Raw genomic sequence first — 14,450 nt, forward strand, 5'->3', positions numbered from 1 at the left:
AAGGAGGCGGACCATGAACCCCGATCCCTTCACCACCGTCACCCTGTCGCTGTCCGGCCTGGCCGGGCTGGGCATGATCGTCGGCGGCGGACTGGCCGGCTGGCGCGGCTGGCTGCAGCTGAAGCGCAGCGAGTTCGACCGCGTGCCCGGCGGCATGGCACAGCCCCAGGCGGGTGCCCGCATCGAGATCGCCGACCTGAAGGAGCGTATCCGCAAGCTGGAGGCGATCGCGGCCGGGGTGGACCTGTAGGGCGCGCTTGCCCGCCCTTCCCCACGCCTGTACCCGCAGGCGCATGCAGAGCCTCGCCGACATCCACGAGGAATACGACTTCCTAGACCCCGACGACCGTTACCGGCTGCTGATCGACCTCGGCCGTACGCTGGAACCGATGCCGGAGGCGTTGAAGACCGACGCGACGCTGGTCAGGGGATGTTCGGCATCGGTATGGATCTATCCGACCACCGGCGCGGACGGCACGCTCCACTTCATGGCGGATTCGAACGCCGCGATCACCAAGGGGATCATCGCGCTGGTGCTGATCGCGGTGCAGGACCGGGCCCCCGCGACGATCCTGGCGACCGACGTGACGGCGGCGCTGGCGCCGTTCGACCTGTCCCGCCAGCTGAGCTCCAACCGGACGCAGGGCATCCCCAACATGATCGCGCTGATCCGCGAGACGGCGACGCGCTACGCCTGAGGCGGGAGGCCGAGCCGGTCGGCCAGTGCGTCGATCGGCTCACCGGGTGGAACGACCAGCCACTCGTCCGGGCGGCGCGCGTCGACAACCGTAACCGCACCTCGCGGGCAGAGTTTCAGGCAGCGTACCTCGACGACGCCGGCCGCGGCCTTGCGCCCCTTGCCGGCGCGGCGGCGCAGCGCCTTGACCAGCGACTGGTCCTCCTTCTCGCCGAAGCGCCGGCCGACCTTCTTCGAGCATTTGGCGCAGACGAGAACGACGCCCGCCCACCGGCTCTTCGCCTGTTTCGTCACGCGGCGCGGCGTTCTTCGGCGGCGCGCAGCACCTCATAGGCGGCCTGCACCGCCTGGAAGCGGACGGCGGCGTCGGGGTCACCCGGGCGCACGTCGGGGTGGTTCTCCTTGGCGAGGCGGCGCCAGGCGGTGCGCACGGCGTCGAAGTCGGCATCGTCGTCGAGCCCCAGGGCGGTCAACGCGCGCTGCTCGTCGCGCGAGCGGGTGCCGTCACCGGGACCGGCCCAGGCATAGTGGCGCGACTGTTCATAGCCCTTCGCGCCCCGCTGCTCGTCGGCTTCGCGGGCCGCCGCCTCCTCGGCCGACAGGCCCTGGAAATAGTCCCAGCCGCGATTGTACTCGGCGGCGTGGTCGCGGCAGAAATACCAGCGATCGGGATTGTTCGGCGACTTCGGGGCGGGACAGTCGCCTGGTTCCTCGCAACCGTGCCGGTCGCACAGGCGCACGGGCTTCGCCTCCCGCCCGCTGCCATAGCCGCGCCAGCGGGGAAAACCCCAGTCGTTCGATCGTGTCGGGCGATAGGCCATCGGCATCGACATAAGGAGCACGACGCCTCGCGCAACCGCCGGCAGGCGCTGCCCTTCCGGATTGCAGGCCGAAACCCGATCCTGTACGCAGACGAAGATGACACGAGTGTCATGTTGCGTTCACGTCCGTTTCGGGACAAGTGATCCGTCGTGAAGCCATAGGAGCCCCGGTGACCACTTCTCCCCCGACACAATCCCGATCGCTGCTCGCCACGGCACGTGCCGACATTCCGTCGTCGATCGTCGTGTTCCTGGTCGCCCTGCCCCTGTGCCTGGGCGTCGCGCTGGCGTCGGGGGCGCCGCTGTTCGCGGGGATCATCGCCGGGGTGGTCGGCGGACTGGTCGTCGGCGGACTGTCGAAATCGCCGCTGTCGGTCAGCGGCCCGGCCGCCGGCCTGACGGTGATCGTGCTGGCCGCGATCGAAAGCCTGCCCAGTTTCCAGGTGTTCACGCTGGCGGTGATGCTGGCCGGCGTCCTGCAGCTGGGTTTCTCGTTCACCCGCGCGGGCATCCTGGCCGAGTTCGTACCGTCGTCGGTCATCACCGGCATGCTGGCGGCGATCGGGTTGATCCTGATCCTGAAGCAGATCCCCCATGCCGTGGGCTACGACTCAGAGGCGGAGGGCATTTTCGAATTCACCACCGGCGACGGCGTCAACACCTTCTCGCGCCTGTGGAACAGCGTCACGGGATCGGTGACGCCGGGCGCGATGCTGATCGCCGGGATCAGCCTGGCCTTCCTGTTCTGGTGGGATGGCGCCCGGCCCAAGGAAGGCCCGCTGCGCTTCGTACCGGGGCCACTGGTCGTGGTGGTGATCGGCGTGGCCGGCAACGCGCTGCTGGGCGTGTTGAAGCCCGAGTGGAAGCTGCTGGACCGCCATCTGGTGCAGGTGCCGATCGCGGCCAATCCATCCGAATTCGTCTCGTTGTTCTCCCTGCCCGATTTCTCCGCGATCGGGATGGGCGCGGTGTGGACGACGGCGATCACGCTGGCGATCGTCGCCAGCCTCGAATCGCTGCTGAGCGTGAAGGCGGTCGACGAGATCGATCCCCAGCGCCGCACGACCGACAAGAACTGGGAATTGATGGCGCAGGGCGGCGGCAACATCGTATCCGGCCTGATCGGTGGCCTGCCCGTCACCTCGGTGATCGTCCGCTCCTCCGCCAACGTCGACGCCGGCGCCGAGAGCAAGCTGTCGACGGTGCTGCACGGCACCTGGCTGCTGCTCTCCGTGGCGCTGATCCCGGTGTTGCTGAACCTGATCCCGCTGTCGGCGCTGGCCGCGGTGCTGATCGCCACCGGGTACAAGCTGACCAAGCCGAAGCTGTTCCAGGAGCGCTTCAAGCAGGGCTGGACGCAGTTCGTGCCGCTGGTCGTCACGGTGCTGGCGATCCTGTTCACCGATCTGCTGGAGGGTATCCTGATCGGAATGGTCGTCGGCTTCGGATTCGTGATCGCGCGCAACTTCCGTACCGCGATCACGGTGGCGCACGACGGCGACGACTGGCTGGTCCGCGCCCGCCGCAACCTGTATTTCATCCACAAGTACGAGCTGCAGAAGGATCTGGCGATGGTGCCGGACGGCGCCAACCTGATGATCGACCTGACGTCGACCAACTATGTCGACCTCGACAATGTCGACATCATCAACGCCTTCATCAAGAACGCCGAGTATCGCAACATCAACGTGATCATCCGCGGCGACATCGCCAATCGCACCGCCCTGATGATCCGCGCGCCCCTGTCCGAGGTTCTGTTCTCATGAGAATGTCCAAGCAATTGCTGCTGGCCAACCGTGCCTGGGCAGCCGAGCTGACCGACGAGAACGCCGATTTCTTCAGCCGCCAGGTCGCCGGGCAGCGGCCGCAGTTCCTGTGGATCGGCTGTTCCGATAGCCGGGTCAGTCCCGAGCAGAAGACGCAGTCGCTGCCCGGCCTGATGTTCATCCACCGCAACATCGCCAACCTGGTGCATGGCGACGACCTGAACCTGCTGTCGGTGCTGCAATATGCGGTCGACGTGCTGGAAGTGCCGAACATCGTCATCTGCGGCCATCACGGCTGCGGCGGCATCAAGGCGGCACTGGCGGGTGGCGTCACCGGCCCGGTCGACAAGTGGCTGGAGGGTGCGCGGGCGGTGAGGCACGCCCATGCCGACGAACTGGAGCCGCTGGACGCCGCCCAGCAGGTCGACCGCCTGGTCGAGATGAACGTACGCGACCAGCTGATCAACCTGGCCAATACCGAGACGGTGAAGAACGCCTTCGCCGCCGGCCGGGAGCTGACGCTGCACGGCTGGGTGTACGACATTCGCGACGGACTGCTGAAGCCGCTGATGGAGATCGACCGGACGACCCGTCTGGAAGAGGTCGGGCGGCCGGAGCCGGTGCTGATCTGACCGACCGGCGGCGCGCGGACCCGACGTACGCCCGCCGCCGGTCAGTCCGGCATCCTGAAGACGATCCGGTGGGTCGTTCCGCCACATCCGAGCTGGCCGTCGGGCCGGAACGTCTTGGCGAAACGGGCCCTGGTGACGAAGTCGCTACCGGCCTGCGAGAAGATGAAGGGCGGATAGCTCAGCAACGTGCGGGCATTGGCGGTCCGCCCATCCGCCGCGATGTCGTACTGCACCATCGTCCAGCCTTCGAAGCCCCAGCGCAGCGCTTCCATCGGGAAGATGCTGGCGCCCGGATCAGCGATCATCTTCGGGGGCGCATCCAGGATGGCGCACTGATCGGCGGAAAGGCCGCTGGCCGCGAAGGTGGCCCGTGCGGCATCGACGGCGCCGCGGCGTTGCTCCAGCGACGCGATGCGGATCAACGCACCGACGCGGAACGGATCGTTCCGCGCCAGCCGACCGTCGGCCGCGATCGGCCGTAGCAGGTCGAGCACGGCGGACTCGCTGTTGCGGCTACGCGAGCGACTGTCGGCGATCATCAGCCCGATCGCCGCCTGAACCTGCGGATCGGCGGCATAGGACGCCTCCCTCGACAACGGAACGGCGACGCTGGCGAAGGCGCCGTCCTTCCACTCGTCGACCAGCAGGCGGGTGCGACCGGGCAGGTCCAGCGCCAGCCGCGCGAGCGGTGGTGCCTTGCGGCGCGCGGCGATCGCCGCGGCCTGTGCGTAGAGCGCCGCGCTCTCCTCGCGCGGGATGACCCGGTTGCCGGCGAGCCGATAGGCAGCGCCCAACGTCGCGAGCGAGTCGGGCGACACCGCCATGGCAGCAGCGAGGGCGGTGCGCTGGCCAGGGAGGGCTGCGGCGTCCGCCACCTCGGGCAGCAACGGTGCCGGCGTTCCCTGCTCGACCAGCCATTGTTCCAGCCGGGCATCCAGGCTGTCGGCGATCGACGGCCGGGAAAAGGCGGTCGAGCAGCGCATCTCGACCCGAGCACCGCGGCGGAAGAAGGGCGGGATCGCCGCCACCTCGCTCGCCGGCCACGACCAGCCGCGCACCGCCCGCGCGAATTCGAGCGCGACGTTGCCGCCGCCGGCCGCGTAGATCGGCTGGACCGCGACGACCCGGCCGTCGTCGCCGATCCCGAATTCGACGATCGCCATGTCGGCGGGCTTCAGCCCCGCCTCTCCACCGCAATCGGGTGCCTGCATCTGGGCGGCGGGATTGAACTCGCCCTTGGACAGCCGGCCGGCACCGGTCATCGCCATATATTCGCGTGCCTTGTCGCGGTTGCCGGCCAGCAGATAGGCGATCGCCGCATCGGACCGGGCAGCGACATCGTTCCACCGGGTTCGCGAGGTCAACCCGCCCAGCGTACTGACGGCGTAGCTCGCCTGCGTCCGTGCACCGGCGGTGTCGCCGGTGTTCATCATCAGTGCCGCATGCCGCCGGGCGATCAGCGCCTTCGCATCGCTGTCGAGCGTCAGCGTCGCGGCCAGCGCGTCGACACGGGCGAGCGTGCGCGCCGCCGCAGCGGGATCGACGAACACCTGCACCTGCGCCAGCGACGTCGCCGCCGACAGCTTGGCCCCGGTGTCCGCAGACAGTTCCTCCGCCTGCGCGAACCATCGCGCGGCACCGGCATAGTCGAGCACCTCGCGCGCAAGCGCGCCGAGCAGCAACGATGCCCTGGCCCGATCGTCGCGCAAACTGGCATCGCCGACCGGCAGCGCGGCGAGCCCCGCCTGCAGCGCCGCCGACGCCTCGTCCAGCCGATGCAGGCGGAACAGGGCATCGCCCATCCTGACGGTGACGATCGCGCGATTGCGGCTGCCGGGCGCGGTCCGCCGTTCCAGCGCCTGCCATGCGGCAAGGGCGGGCGCCGCGTCCGGCGCCGTATCGAGCGCCGCCGCCGATTCGAAATCCTGCTGGATGGTGCGGACCGGCGCCTGCGCGGTAGCTATCGCCGCCGTGGACAGCCATAGCGCCGCCCCGATACCCATCGTCATCGCGTTCCCCACCCCTCAAGGCGGTGAGGTTGGCGGACGGACGGCGATTTGGCCAGAGGATCTGTAAGCCGGGTTCTGTCCCTTCCGCACAGTGCGGAAATGGGCGACCATTCCTCTACGACGACGCTTGCGCGCCGCCTCCAGCAATCAACCCGGGTAGCGGGCGGGAACACGCCCCGGAGCCCGAGGGCTCCATGCCACCCCTATTCGATCTTGCTCCCGGTGGGGTTTACCTTGCCGCTTCCGTTACCGGTCGCGCGGTGCGCTCTTACCGCACCCTTTCACTCTGACGTCACCGAAGCGGTCGCCGTCTGCTCTCTGTGGCACTGTCCCTGGGGTCGCCCCCGCCGGGCGTTACCCGGCACCGTCGTTCCGCGGAGCCCGGACTTTCCTCGCCCTCCACCTGCGTGGAGGCCGCGGTCGCCCGATCCTCTGGCCGCCCTCCCCCTACTCGTCCCCCAGGGGTTTGGGAAGGAGCAGCGCGAGCAGGATCATCCGGCACTCGGCATCGATCTCTCCGTCGATCAGCTCGGGCCGGAACCGGCGCTGGAACGCCATGATCGCGGCCATCCGGTCGGTGACGTCGTAGCCGAACCGCTCCAGCGCCAGGCAAAACCCCGCCTCAGTCCATTGCGGATCCATCAGGTTGCGGGTCGGTCGCGGCAACGCCAGCCGAAGGCGGGCCAGGCTGTGCCACGGAAACAGCTCGCCCGGATCGCGTTTGCGGGCGGGCGCCACGTCGGAATGGCCGACCACGTTGCCGCGGGTGATCTGATGCCGGTCCTTGATGTCGGCGACCAGCCGGATCACCGCATCGACCTGATCCTTGGGGAAATCCCGGTACCCCCAGTCATGGCCGGGATTGACGATCTCGATCCCGATGCTGGCGGAGTTGACGTCGTCGATGGTGCGCCAGTGCGAGCGGCCGGCGTGCCAGGCGCGCCGCTCCTCCGCCACCAGACGATGGATGCTGCCGTCCTCGTCGACGACATAGTGGCTGGAGACCTTCGCATCGGGATCGCACAGCCGGCCGATCGCGTCGCGCGCGGTCTGCATGCCGGTATAATGGAGGACGATCATCGAGACCGGCAGCGTGCGCTCGTCCCAATTGGGTGACGGGGTCTCGATGAAGGTCATGGCACCCCGGTGGTTGGCCGATGTGGCGCCGCGTCGCAAGTCATGACCGCCGCGGGTCAGGCAGGGATCCGGCCGGAGGCGGCACCGGCCCGTTCGTAGAGGCCGCGAAAGCTGCGGCTGGGCTCGAACAGGCCGGTCTGGCCGATCACCGTCTCCCCCGCCCCCAGCACCAGGACGCCGCCGGGCACCAGCACGTCGGCCAGGTTCACGAAGACGCGCGCCTTGATCGCCGGCGCCAGATACAGGAGCACGTTGCGGCACAGCGCCGCGTCGAACCGCCCGGGCGGGAGCTGATCGCCGACCAGGTTCTGGCGGCGATACTGGACCATGCGCACCAGATCGGGTTTTGCCACCCACTCCGCCCCGTCGCTGTCGAACCAGCGCATCATGCGCCGGATCGGCAGGCCGCGCTGGATCTCGAACTGGGTGTAGCGCCCCTCGCGCGCGCGGACGAGCGCGGTCTCCGACACGTCGGTGGCGACGATCTCGGGCATCGCGATGCCGTGCTGCTCGACCATGTCGGCGAACATCATCGCCAGCGACAGCGGCTCCTGACCGGTGGCGCAACCGGCACACCACAGGCGCAGCCGCCGGCCCGGCCGCAGCGCCTTCGCCCGTGCCAGCATGGCGTCACCGATCAGGTCGAAGACCGGCTGGTCGCGGAAGAACGAGCTCTCCCCGTTCATCAGCGCATCGACGATCCGGTCGCCGATCGCGGCGTCATGACCCTCCAGCAGCAACGCGACGAGCTGGTCGAGCGTATCGAGACCGCGGTCGCGGACCAGGGGCTTCAGCGCGACGTCGAGCCGCCACGAGCGATAGCTGGCGAGCTGCTGGCCGGTCCGCGCCTCCAGCAGCGCGGACAGGACGGTGATCGCGTTCTGCGAGATCACCGGTGGTGCCTGCACCCGCGGCGTCATGCGCGCTGTCCGGTCACGAGGAGGCGCGCAATGGCGTCGGGCGGCAGCACCGCATCGGCCAGGCCCAGCGCGGCGACAGCGCCCGGCATGCCCCAGACGACCGAGCTTTCCGCATCCTGGACCACCACGCACCCGCCGGCGTCCTGAACCCGGCGTGCGCCCTCGGCCCCGTCGCGGCCCATGCCGCTGAGTACGATGGCGAGGGTGCGGGCGCCGAACGCCTCCGCACCGGAGGCGAACATGGGATCGACCGAAGGCAGGCAGCCGCTGCTCACCCGCTCACGGGTCAACCGGACCGCGCCGGTGCCCTCACCGGTCGACACGCAGCGTACATGCGCGTCGCCGGGCGCGACGACGATATGGCCGGGGCGCAGCCGCATCCGATCGGTCGCGACCTCGCACGGGCGGCCGGCGATCGTAGTCAGCTGCGCGGTGAAATAGGGCATGAACGACGAGGGCAGATGCTGGGTCACCACGATCGGCTGGCGAAGGCTGGCGGGCAGGTCGCGAAGGACGACGCTGAGCGCATGGATGCCGCCGGTCGACGCGCCGATCAGCACCACGTCGAACGCCGCCGGCTCGATCGCCGTACGCGCGGGCCGCGGCGTGACGGGCGCGAAGTATGGTGGCGCGGCCCCGCCGCTCAGCCGCTCCATGCGATCGAGCAGCGAGCGTTCGAAATTGCCCGACATCGCCGCGGCCGCCGGCTTCTCGACGGTATCGGCGGCCCCCAGGGCGAGGGCCTTGAGCGTCGCGGTGGCACCCTGCGATGTGGACGATGATACGATGATGACGCGGGCGCCCTGCCCGATCGCCAACAGTTCGGGAAGCGCGGTCAGCCCGTCCATGCCGGGCATCGCGACATCGAGAAGGATCAGGTCGACCCGCTCACGCGCGGCGAAATCGATCGCGGCGGCGGCGGACCCGACGACGCCGGCCACCAGAAACCGGCCGCTGCCCTCCACCAAACGCGCGATCACCGCGCGCGCGACAACCGAATCGTCGACGATCAGGACGCGCGGCAGGGGTGCATCGCCGGCAAGCGACAGGGCGGGCATGGCCGTGCGGCCTGTGATATCTTGCGGTTCAGGCCAATCCGACGATCTGGAGCTTGCTCTCCAGCGTATCGCGGTCGAACGGTTTCATGACATATTCGTCGGCGCCGGCTTCGATCGCGGCGCGGATATAGGCCATGCCGTTCTCCGTCGTGCAGAACACGACCTTCGGCCGGGAGGCGACCTCCGATTCCTTCAGCGCGAGGAGGAATTCCATTCCGCTCATCACCGGCATGTTCCAGTCGAGCAGGATCACGTCGGGCGCGGAGGACAGGCAGGCATCGAGCGCCTCTCGCCCGTCGCACGCCTCGCGCACCTCGAAGTCGAGCGTTTCCAGAATGTGGCGGGCGACCTTGCGGATCACCTTCGAATCGTCGACCACCAGACACGTCTTCATGAAACTGCCTTCCTTACCGTCGTCACCCTCCATGCACCGGAAGGGTAAGCGTCCGCTTAATTGCCGCGACCGGATCGCCGTTCCGTCATGCCGCCAGCGCAGTGTTGCCGGGCACCAGCCGCGACAGATCGAGGATCAGCAGCGGCTCACCCCCGCGATCGACCATGCCGCACGCAGACGCCGCCCAGGCCCCGTCGAGCGCCAGTCCGGGAGACAGGGGCAGGCGCTCGAGCGCGAAGACATCGTCCAGCGCATCGACCAACAGGGCGTAGTGATGCCCCTGCACCTGCGCGATCACCGCGCGGGTCGCCTGCGATCCGGGCGACAGCCCGAGCGCGGCGCCGGTATCGATCACGGTGACGACACGGCTGCGCAACGCCGCCAGCCCGCGGATCGTCGCCGGCGCACGCGGCACCGGCACGATGGTGCCGATATCGACCGCCGATTCGACCTGGGTGGCCGGCAGTGCGATCCACCGTTCGGCGATGCGGACGATCAGGAACAACTCGGTCACGCGGTTCGCCCCCCGGCACTGGCGGCGACCGCGGCGATCAGCGCGGCGCGGTCGTATCGGTAGATGGCATCGCTTCCGGCGGTACCCGGCTGGCGGCTGAGATAGACGACGGGAGACGATGGTGCCGTTTCGGCCGGGCGATCGCCGCCATCGGCCATCGCCAGCGTCACGTCGGCCAGCTCCTCATCGGCGAGGCGGCTGGTGCAGCGATAGCCCGATGCCTCCAGCACCGGCCGCAGGAAAGTGTCCATCCAGCCGGAGCCGTCGCAGCGCAGCAGGCAGAGCGGCCGTTCCGCCGGCGGGGCCAGTTCGCCGGCGAACAGCGCGTGGACGTCGACCAGTTCCACCTGCTCGCCGGCGATCATCACGACCGCGGCGATACCGGGGCGGCCGCTGGCCGGCGCCGCATGGGCAGGCAGCGTGACGATCTCCTGCGCGTCGCCGATCAGATAGCCGTATTCGCTCGATCCATCGGTGAGGCGGACGACCGCGACGGTGCCCGACACCGGCATGTCGCCATTCGAGAACACCGGGATCACGCCCGCGTCCAGCGACAGGTGAAGCCGGCCGCCGGTGCGCCGGATGGCGGCACAGGGCACCGTCTCCACGCGGTCGACGGCAACCAGCGGCAGGGCACGACGCATCCCGTCCAGATCGTCGAACAGCAGCGCGGCGATGCCGCGTTCCTGCTCCACCTCCTGCGCGTCGGCGTCGTGGGTCATGGGCGAGAACTGAAGTCCGGCCGCGGCCGCAACGCCCGTGCCATCCAGCAACAGCAGCGGATCGCCGCTGTCCGGCAGCGTCTGGCCGGCGTAAAGTCCGGTCGCCATCACTGCTGGCGCCACCGGCTTGACCACCAGTTCCTCGGTATCCAGCACCTCGTCGATACCCAGCGCATAGTGGCCGTCGCGGGTCGCGACGATCGCCAGCGCGGTCATCCTCGTCCCCGCGATCCCCAGCAGCGTGCCCAGCCTGACGACCGGAAGGCGGCGCCCGCGGACGGTCGCGATGGTCGAGTCGCCCAGCGTGTCGAGCCGCACCGCCGAGCCGCCGAGCGCGACGATCTCCTCGATCGACTGGCGCGGCAGGGCGAAGTTCTGGCCGCCGATCGCCACGACGATGGTGGGAATGATCGAAAGGGTCAGCGGCACCTGCAGCTCGATCGTCAATCCCGAGCCCGGCCGATTCCGCAGCGCGACCCGCCCGCCGATCCGCTCGATATTGGCGCGGACGACGTCCATGCCGACGCCGCGACCGGAGATGCTGGTCACCACGTCGCGACTGGACAGGCCCGGCTCGAAGATCAGCTCCAGCCGCTCGGCATCGCTCATCGCGGCCAGCTGGCGCTCGGTACGCAAGCCGGTCGCCGCGGCCTTGGCGACCAGCCGCGCCTCGTCGATCCCGCGGCCGTCGTCCTCGATCTCCAGCACGATCTGGTTGCCGGTCTGGCGGGCGGAGACGATCAGCCGTCCCGTATCGCGTTTCCCCACAGCGCGGCGGTCCGCCGGAGCCTCGATGCCATGGTCGACCGCGTTGCGGATGATGTGGACGAGCGGATCGCGAAGCAGTTCGATCAATTCGCGATCGAGCTCGACATCGGCTCCCTCGATATCGAGCGCGACGTTCTTGCCGAGCGAGTTCGCGGTGTCGCGTACCATCCGCGGCAGGGCGGAGAAGAGCGCACTGATCCGCTGCATGCGGGTTCGCGTAACCGTATCACGCATCTCGCCGACGGTCAGCGACAGGCGTTCCAATGCGCCCTCGACGCGGGGATCCAGCGCATGTTCGCGCAGGCGGCGGGCCAGTTCGTTGCGGGCCAGCACCATTTCCGACATGCCGACCATCATGCGATCGAGCAGGTCGACGGCCAGGCGGACACTGCTGCTCGCCACGCGCGCGCCGTTGGCGGCGACGACCGGCGCGACGATGGCGGCGGGCGTGGTCGCATCCTCCGCCAGGGCGGCGATCAGCAAATCCTCGGTCATGTCGTCGAGCGGCTGGCCGCCGGCGATCGCCTCCGTCAGCTCGCCAATGCGATCGACGATGGCGAGGACCGCGCTGACCAGTGCCGTGTCGGGCATGCGCCGCCCCTCACGCACGGCCGACAGCACGTCCTCCGCCGAATGCGCAAGCCGGCCGAGGCGCGGCAGGTCGAGGAAGCCGCAGCTTCCCTTCACGGTGTGGACGAAACGGAAGATCGCATCCAGCCGCGCGCGATCGGCGGGGTTCGCCTCCCACAGCACGATCTCCCCCGACAGCGCGTCCAGCGTCTCTCGGGTCTCCGCGATGAATTCCTGCAGCAGGTCGTCCATGGGCCTCCGGGGCGGTCTTGAACGCCCATGACGCAGCCCATGGCCGGGAAGGAGTTAAGGCGGACTTTACCCCGCCATCGCCGGCACCGCCGCGAGCGAGCCTGTGGGCGGTCGAAGGACGGCACCGAAGATCATCACGCCCTCGGCCGGCTCGGACACCAGCACCTCGCCGTTCGCCTCCGCGACCAAGGTGTGGACCAGGAACGCCGCCGCCGAGCGCGAGCCGACCGGCTCGTCGCCCGGACCTTCGACCAGCATCGAGCGCAGGACCGGATCGAGCATGATCCGGGGGCCGGCGATGCGGACGACGATCTCCAGCTGGGCCTCCCCCTGCTCGGCGCCGACGTCGAGCGTACCGCCGCGCACCAGCGCCTCGTTGGCGATCAGCGACAGGTTGAGCAACGCCTTCACCGCCGTCTTCGGGAGCGACGCCGCCTCGACCAGCCAGCCCAGCGTCGTGCGCCGGGCATCGGACAACAGCCCCTCGATCGCACCGCGCGCCTCGGCCGGATCCACGCTCTCGCCGAAGCTGCCCGCCGCACCGAAGGCGAGGCGGAAGAACTTGAGCTTGTTGGCGGACGTGCGCGCACTGTCGGCGAGCAGCTCCATGCAGCGCTGGCGCATTGCCGGATCGGTCTCGTCGGCCAGCAGTTCCAGCCCGTTGTTGAGCGCTCCGACCGGCGACAGCAGATCGTGGCACAGGCGCGAGCAGAGCAGGCTGGCGAAATCGACCGGGCTGATGGTCATCGGTTTTCCTCGTTCATCAGGGCCGTACTGGCCGCTCCCGCTTCGCAGTGCAACGCCAGCGGGTCGAACCGGCCATGCAGCGCGCCGTCCGGTACGGCGCGCCAGGCCCTGACCTCGTCATCGATGGCAATCAACCAGATCGCTCCGTCTGCCGCTGCATCGGCCGCATCCCGCGGCGACGGATCGGCGCGCCCGGCCGGGTGCGAGTGATAGCAGCCGACGATACCGGGACCACCGGCGCGAGCGCGGCGATGCGCGGCGAGCAGCGCAACGGGATCGATCTCGAACCGGGTGGCGGGATCGGCGGCGACGTTGCGGCAGGGTTCGGCTGCGACGATGGCGTTGCCCGCGCCGAGCAGGAGGCCGCACACCTCGCGGTCCGGTTCCACCGCCACAGCCGTGCGGATGCAGCCCATCGCAGCGCTTGAAATCGTTACCGTCGCCACCATCTTCCTCTCCATGGACCGGGGGGTCTCCATTATCCAGGCAGTGATCGCACCGATAGCAGATGGCTGGCGGCTGGATCGCGCGCTGGCGGACGCCGTGCCGACGCTCTCTCGAGAGCGTCTGAAGGTGCTGATCGCCGGCGGCCGCGTGGAGCGCGACGGCATCCTGTCGCGCGATCCGGCGCGCAAGGTCGTTTCGGGCGAGGCGTTCGCCATCGCCGTCCCCAATCCCGAACCCGCGCACAACGAGGCGCAGGCCATACCGCTGGTCGTCGCGTACGAGGACGAACATCTGATCGTCGTCGACAAGCCGGCCGGGCTGGTCGTTCATCCTGCCGCCGGCAATCTCGACGGTACGCTGGTCAACGCGCTGCTGCATCACTGCGACGGGTCGCTGTCGGGGATCGGCGGGGTTGCCCGGCCGGGGATCGTCCACCGGATCGACAAGGACACATCGGGGCTGATGGTGGCGGCGAAGACCGACCGGGCGCATGTCGGCCTGGCCAGGCAGTTCGCCGACCACTCGATCGATCGTCGCTATCGCGCGATCGTGGGCGGCATGCTGCGCGATGCGAGCGGCAGCGTCGATGCGCCGCTGGCCCGCAGCCCGCACAACCGCAAGAAGATGGCGATCGTCCCGGGCGGCAAGCGTGCCGTGACGCACTGGCGTCTGCTGGAACGGCTGGATGGAGCCGCGCTGGTCGAGTGCCGGCTGGAGACGGGCCGCACGCATCAGGTGCGGGTGCACATGGCATCGATCGGTCATGCCCTGCTCGGCGATCCGGTCTATGGCAAATCGGGCGGCCGGACGCGAGCGACGCTGGAGACGCTGGGTTTCCGGCGGCAAGCCTTGCACGCCGCCCGGCTGGGGTTCATTCATCCGATAACCCATGATGCCCTGGCGTTCGAAAGCATCATGCCTGCCGATATGCAGGAACTGTTCACCACGCTTCACGTATAGAAACCAGGAGCCCCGACCGCTGCACTGCGGCAGGGT

General features: G+C 69.2%; 16 protein-coding genes and 1 other RNA gene. 5 read left to right on the forward strand and 12 right to left on the reverse strand.

Annotated features, from left to right (window positions below; translation table 11 throughout):
* Positions 1 to 13: 13 nt before the first annotated feature.
* Together ABC319_RS04655 and ABC319_RS04660 are read left to right on the forward strand one after the other, a co-directional pair.
* The gene (locus tag ABC319_RS04655) at positions 14 to 250 is read left to right on the forward strand and encodes a hypothetical protein (protein WP_413069110.1); all 237 of its coding nucleotides are present in this window, start codon (positions 14 to 16) and stop codon (positions 248 to 250) included.
* A gap of 43 nt (positions 251 to 293) precedes the next feature.
* Positions 294 to 698 (forward strand): SufE family protein, encoded by a 405-nt coding sequence (locus ABC319_RS04660; protein WP_413069111.1) that lies wholly within the window; start codon positions 294 to 296, stop codon positions 696 to 698.
* Here the strand turns inward: ABC319_RS04660 and ABC319_RS04665 are convergent.
* The gene (locus tag ABC319_RS04665) at positions 689 to 991 is read right to left on the reverse strand and encodes a (2Fe-2S) ferredoxin domain-containing protein (protein ID WP_413069112.1); all 303 of its coding nucleotides are present in this window, start codon (positions 989 to 991) and stop codon (positions 689 to 691) included. The genes ABC319_RS04660 and ABC319_RS04665 overlap by 10 nt on opposite strands.
* Positions 988 to 1,518 carry a J domain-containing protein gene (locus tag ABC319_RS04670; protein ID WP_413071613.1) on the reverse strand — a complete coding sequence of 177 codons (531 nt, stop codon included), beginning with the start codon at positions 1,516 to 1,518 and terminating at the stop codon, positions 988 to 990. The genes ABC319_RS04665 and ABC319_RS04670 overlap by 4 nt, the downstream gene beginning before the upstream one ends.
* 170 nt (positions 1,519 to 1,688) lie before the next feature.
* On the opposite strand from ABC319_RS04670, the gene ABC319_RS04675 reads away from it, so the two are divergent.
* Together ABC319_RS04675 and ABC319_RS04680 are read left to right on the forward strand one after the other, a co-directional pair.
* The gene (locus ABC319_RS04675; protein ID WP_413069113.1) at positions 1,689 to 3,284 is read left to right on the forward strand and encodes a SulP family inorganic anion transporter; all 1,596 of its coding nucleotides are present in this window, start codon (positions 1,689 to 1,691) and stop codon (positions 3,282 to 3,284) included.
* On the forward strand, positions 3,281 to 3,916 hold the full coding sequence (locus ABC319_RS04680) for a carbonic anhydrase (RefSeq protein ID WP_413069114.1): 636 nt from the start codon (positions 3,281 to 3,283) through the stop codon (positions 3,914 to 3,916). The genes ABC319_RS04675 and ABC319_RS04680 overlap by 4 nt, the downstream gene beginning before the upstream one ends.
* Positions 3,917 to 3,957: 41 nt before the next feature.
* Here ABC319_RS04680 and ABC319_RS04685 read toward each other — a convergent pair whose 3' ends face one another.
* The 10 genes from ABC319_RS04685 to ABC319_RS04730 form a co-directional block, all read right to left on the reverse strand.
* Positions 3,958 to 5,925 (reverse strand): hypothetical protein, encoded by a 1,968-nt coding sequence (locus tag ABC319_RS04685; protein WP_413069115.1) that lies wholly within the window; start codon positions 5,923 to 5,925, stop codon positions 3,958 to 3,960.
* Between the two features lie 48 nt (positions 5,926 to 5,973).
* An RNA gene (rnpB, locus tag ABC319_RS04690) (RNase P RNA component class A) lies at positions 5,974 to 6,361 on the reverse strand.
* Between the two features lie 11 nt (positions 6,362 to 6,372).
* Positions 6,373 to 7,062, reverse strand: coding sequence for an N-acetylmuramoyl-L-alanine amidase (locus ABC319_RS04695; protein WP_413069116.1), 690 nt, complete (start codon positions 7,060 to 7,062; stop codon positions 6,373 to 6,375).
* A gap of 56 nt (positions 7,063 to 7,118) precedes the next feature.
* Positions 7,119 to 7,982 (reverse strand): CheR family methyltransferase, encoded by an 864-nt coding sequence (locus ABC319_RS04700; protein ID WP_413069117.1) that lies wholly within the window; start codon positions 7,980 to 7,982, stop codon positions 7,119 to 7,121.
* Positions 7,979 to 9,040 carry a chemotaxis-specific protein-glutamate methyltransferase CheB gene (gene cheB, locus ABC319_RS04705; protein WP_413069118.1) on the reverse strand — a complete coding sequence of 354 codons (1,062 nt, stop codon included), beginning with the start codon at positions 9,038 to 9,040 and terminating at the stop codon, positions 7,979 to 7,981. Before cheB ends, ABC319_RS04700 begins: the two co-directional genes overlap by 4 nt.
* Positions 9,041 to 9,068: 28 nt before the next feature.
* Positions 9,069 to 9,434: a response regulator gene (locus ABC319_RS04710; RefSeq protein WP_413069119.1), complete on the reverse strand. Its 366-nt coding sequence runs from the start codon at positions 9,432 to 9,434 to the stop codon at positions 9,069 to 9,071.
* An 85-nt stretch (positions 9,435 to 9,519) separates the two neighbouring features.
* Positions 9,520 to 9,948, reverse strand: a complete 429-nt coding sequence (locus tag ABC319_RS04715; RefSeq protein WP_413069120.1) for a chemotaxis protein CheW — start codon at positions 9,946 to 9,948, stop codon at positions 9,520 to 9,522.
* Positions 9,945 to 12,260, reverse strand: a complete 2,316-nt coding sequence (locus ABC319_RS04720; protein WP_413069121.1) for a chemotaxis protein CheA — start codon at positions 12,258 to 12,260, stop codon at positions 9,945 to 9,947. Before ABC319_RS04720 ends, ABC319_RS04715 begins: the two co-directional genes overlap by 4 nt.
* Positions 12,261 to 12,326: 66 nt before the next feature.
* Positions 12,327 to 13,007 (reverse strand): histidine phosphotransferase family protein, encoded by a 681-nt coding sequence (locus ABC319_RS04725; RefSeq protein WP_413069122.1) that lies wholly within the window; start codon positions 13,005 to 13,007, stop codon positions 12,327 to 12,329.
* Positions 13,004 to 13,423, reverse strand: coding sequence for a M67 family metallopeptidase (locus ABC319_RS04730; protein WP_413069123.1), 420 nt, complete (start codon positions 13,421 to 13,423; stop codon positions 13,004 to 13,006). Before ABC319_RS04730 ends, ABC319_RS04725 begins: the two co-directional genes overlap by 4 nt.
* Before the next feature lie 43 nt (positions 13,424 to 13,466).
* Here ABC319_RS04730 and ABC319_RS04735 point away from each other — a divergent pair, with 43 nt between their 5' ends.
* Positions 13,467 to 14,414 carry an RluA family pseudouridine synthase gene (locus ABC319_RS04735; protein ID WP_413071614.1) on the forward strand — a complete coding sequence of 316 codons (948 nt, stop codon included), beginning with the start codon at positions 13,467 to 13,469 and terminating at the stop codon, positions 14,412 to 14,414.
* The last annotated feature ends 36 nt before the right edge of the window (positions 14,415 to 14,450 follow it).

It is taken from the genome of Sphingomonas phoenicis, from assembly GCF_047238005.1.
In the GTDB taxonomy this organism is placed as follows: domain Bacteria; phylum Pseudomonadota; class Alphaproteobacteria; order Sphingomonadales; family Sphingomonadaceae; genus Sphingomonas.

Coding starts and splice junctions, on each gene's coding strand:
- ABC319_RS04655 (WP_413069110.1), top strand. CDS start 14: ATGAACCCCGATCCCTTCACCACCGTCACCCTGTCGCTGTCCGGCCTG.
- ABC319_RS04660 (WP_413069111.1), top strand. CDS start 294: ATGCAGAGCCTCGCCGACATCCACGAGGAATACGACTTCCTAGACCCC.
- ABC319_RS04670 (WP_413071613.1), bottom strand. CDS start 1,518: ATGGCCTATCGCCCGACACGATCGAACGACTGGGGTTTTCCCCGCTGG.
- ABC319_RS04680 (WP_413069114.1), top strand. CDS start 3,281: ATGAGAATGTCCAAGCAATTGCTGCTGGCCAACCGTGCCTGGGCAGCC.
- ABC319_RS04685 (WP_413069115.1), bottom strand. CDS start 5,925: ATGACGATGGGTATCGGGGCGGCGCTATGGCTGTCCACGGCGGCGATA.
- ABC319_RS04695 (WP_413069116.1), bottom strand. CDS start 7,062: ATGACCTTCATCGAGACCCCGTCACCCAATTGGGACGAGCGCACGCTG.
- ABC319_RS04700 (WP_413069117.1), bottom strand. CDS start 7,982: ATGACGCCGCGGGTGCAGGCACCACCGGTGATCTCGCAGAACGCGATC.
- cheB (WP_413069118.1), bottom strand. CDS start 9,040: ATGCCCGCCCTGTCGCTTGCCGGCGATGCACCCCTGCCGCGCGTCCTG.
- ABC319_RS04710 (WP_413069119.1), bottom strand. CDS start 9,434: ATGAAGACGTGTCTGGTGGTCGACGATTCGAAGGTGATCCGCAAGGTC.
- ABC319_RS04720 (WP_413069121.1), bottom strand. CDS start 12,260: ATGGACGACCTGCTGCAGGAATTCATCGCGGAGACCCGAGAGACGCTG.
- ABC319_RS04725 (WP_413069122.1), bottom strand. CDS start 13,007: ATGACCATCAGCCCGGTCGATTTCGCCAGCCTGCTCTGCTCGCGCCTG.
- ABC319_RS04730 (WP_413069123.1), bottom strand. CDS start 13,423: ATGGGCTGCATCCGCACGGCTGTGGCGGTGGAACCGGACCGCGAGGTG.
- ABC319_RS04735 (WP_413071614.1), top strand. CDS start 13,467: ATGGACCGGGGGGTCTCCATTATCCAGGCAGTGATCGCACCGATAGCA.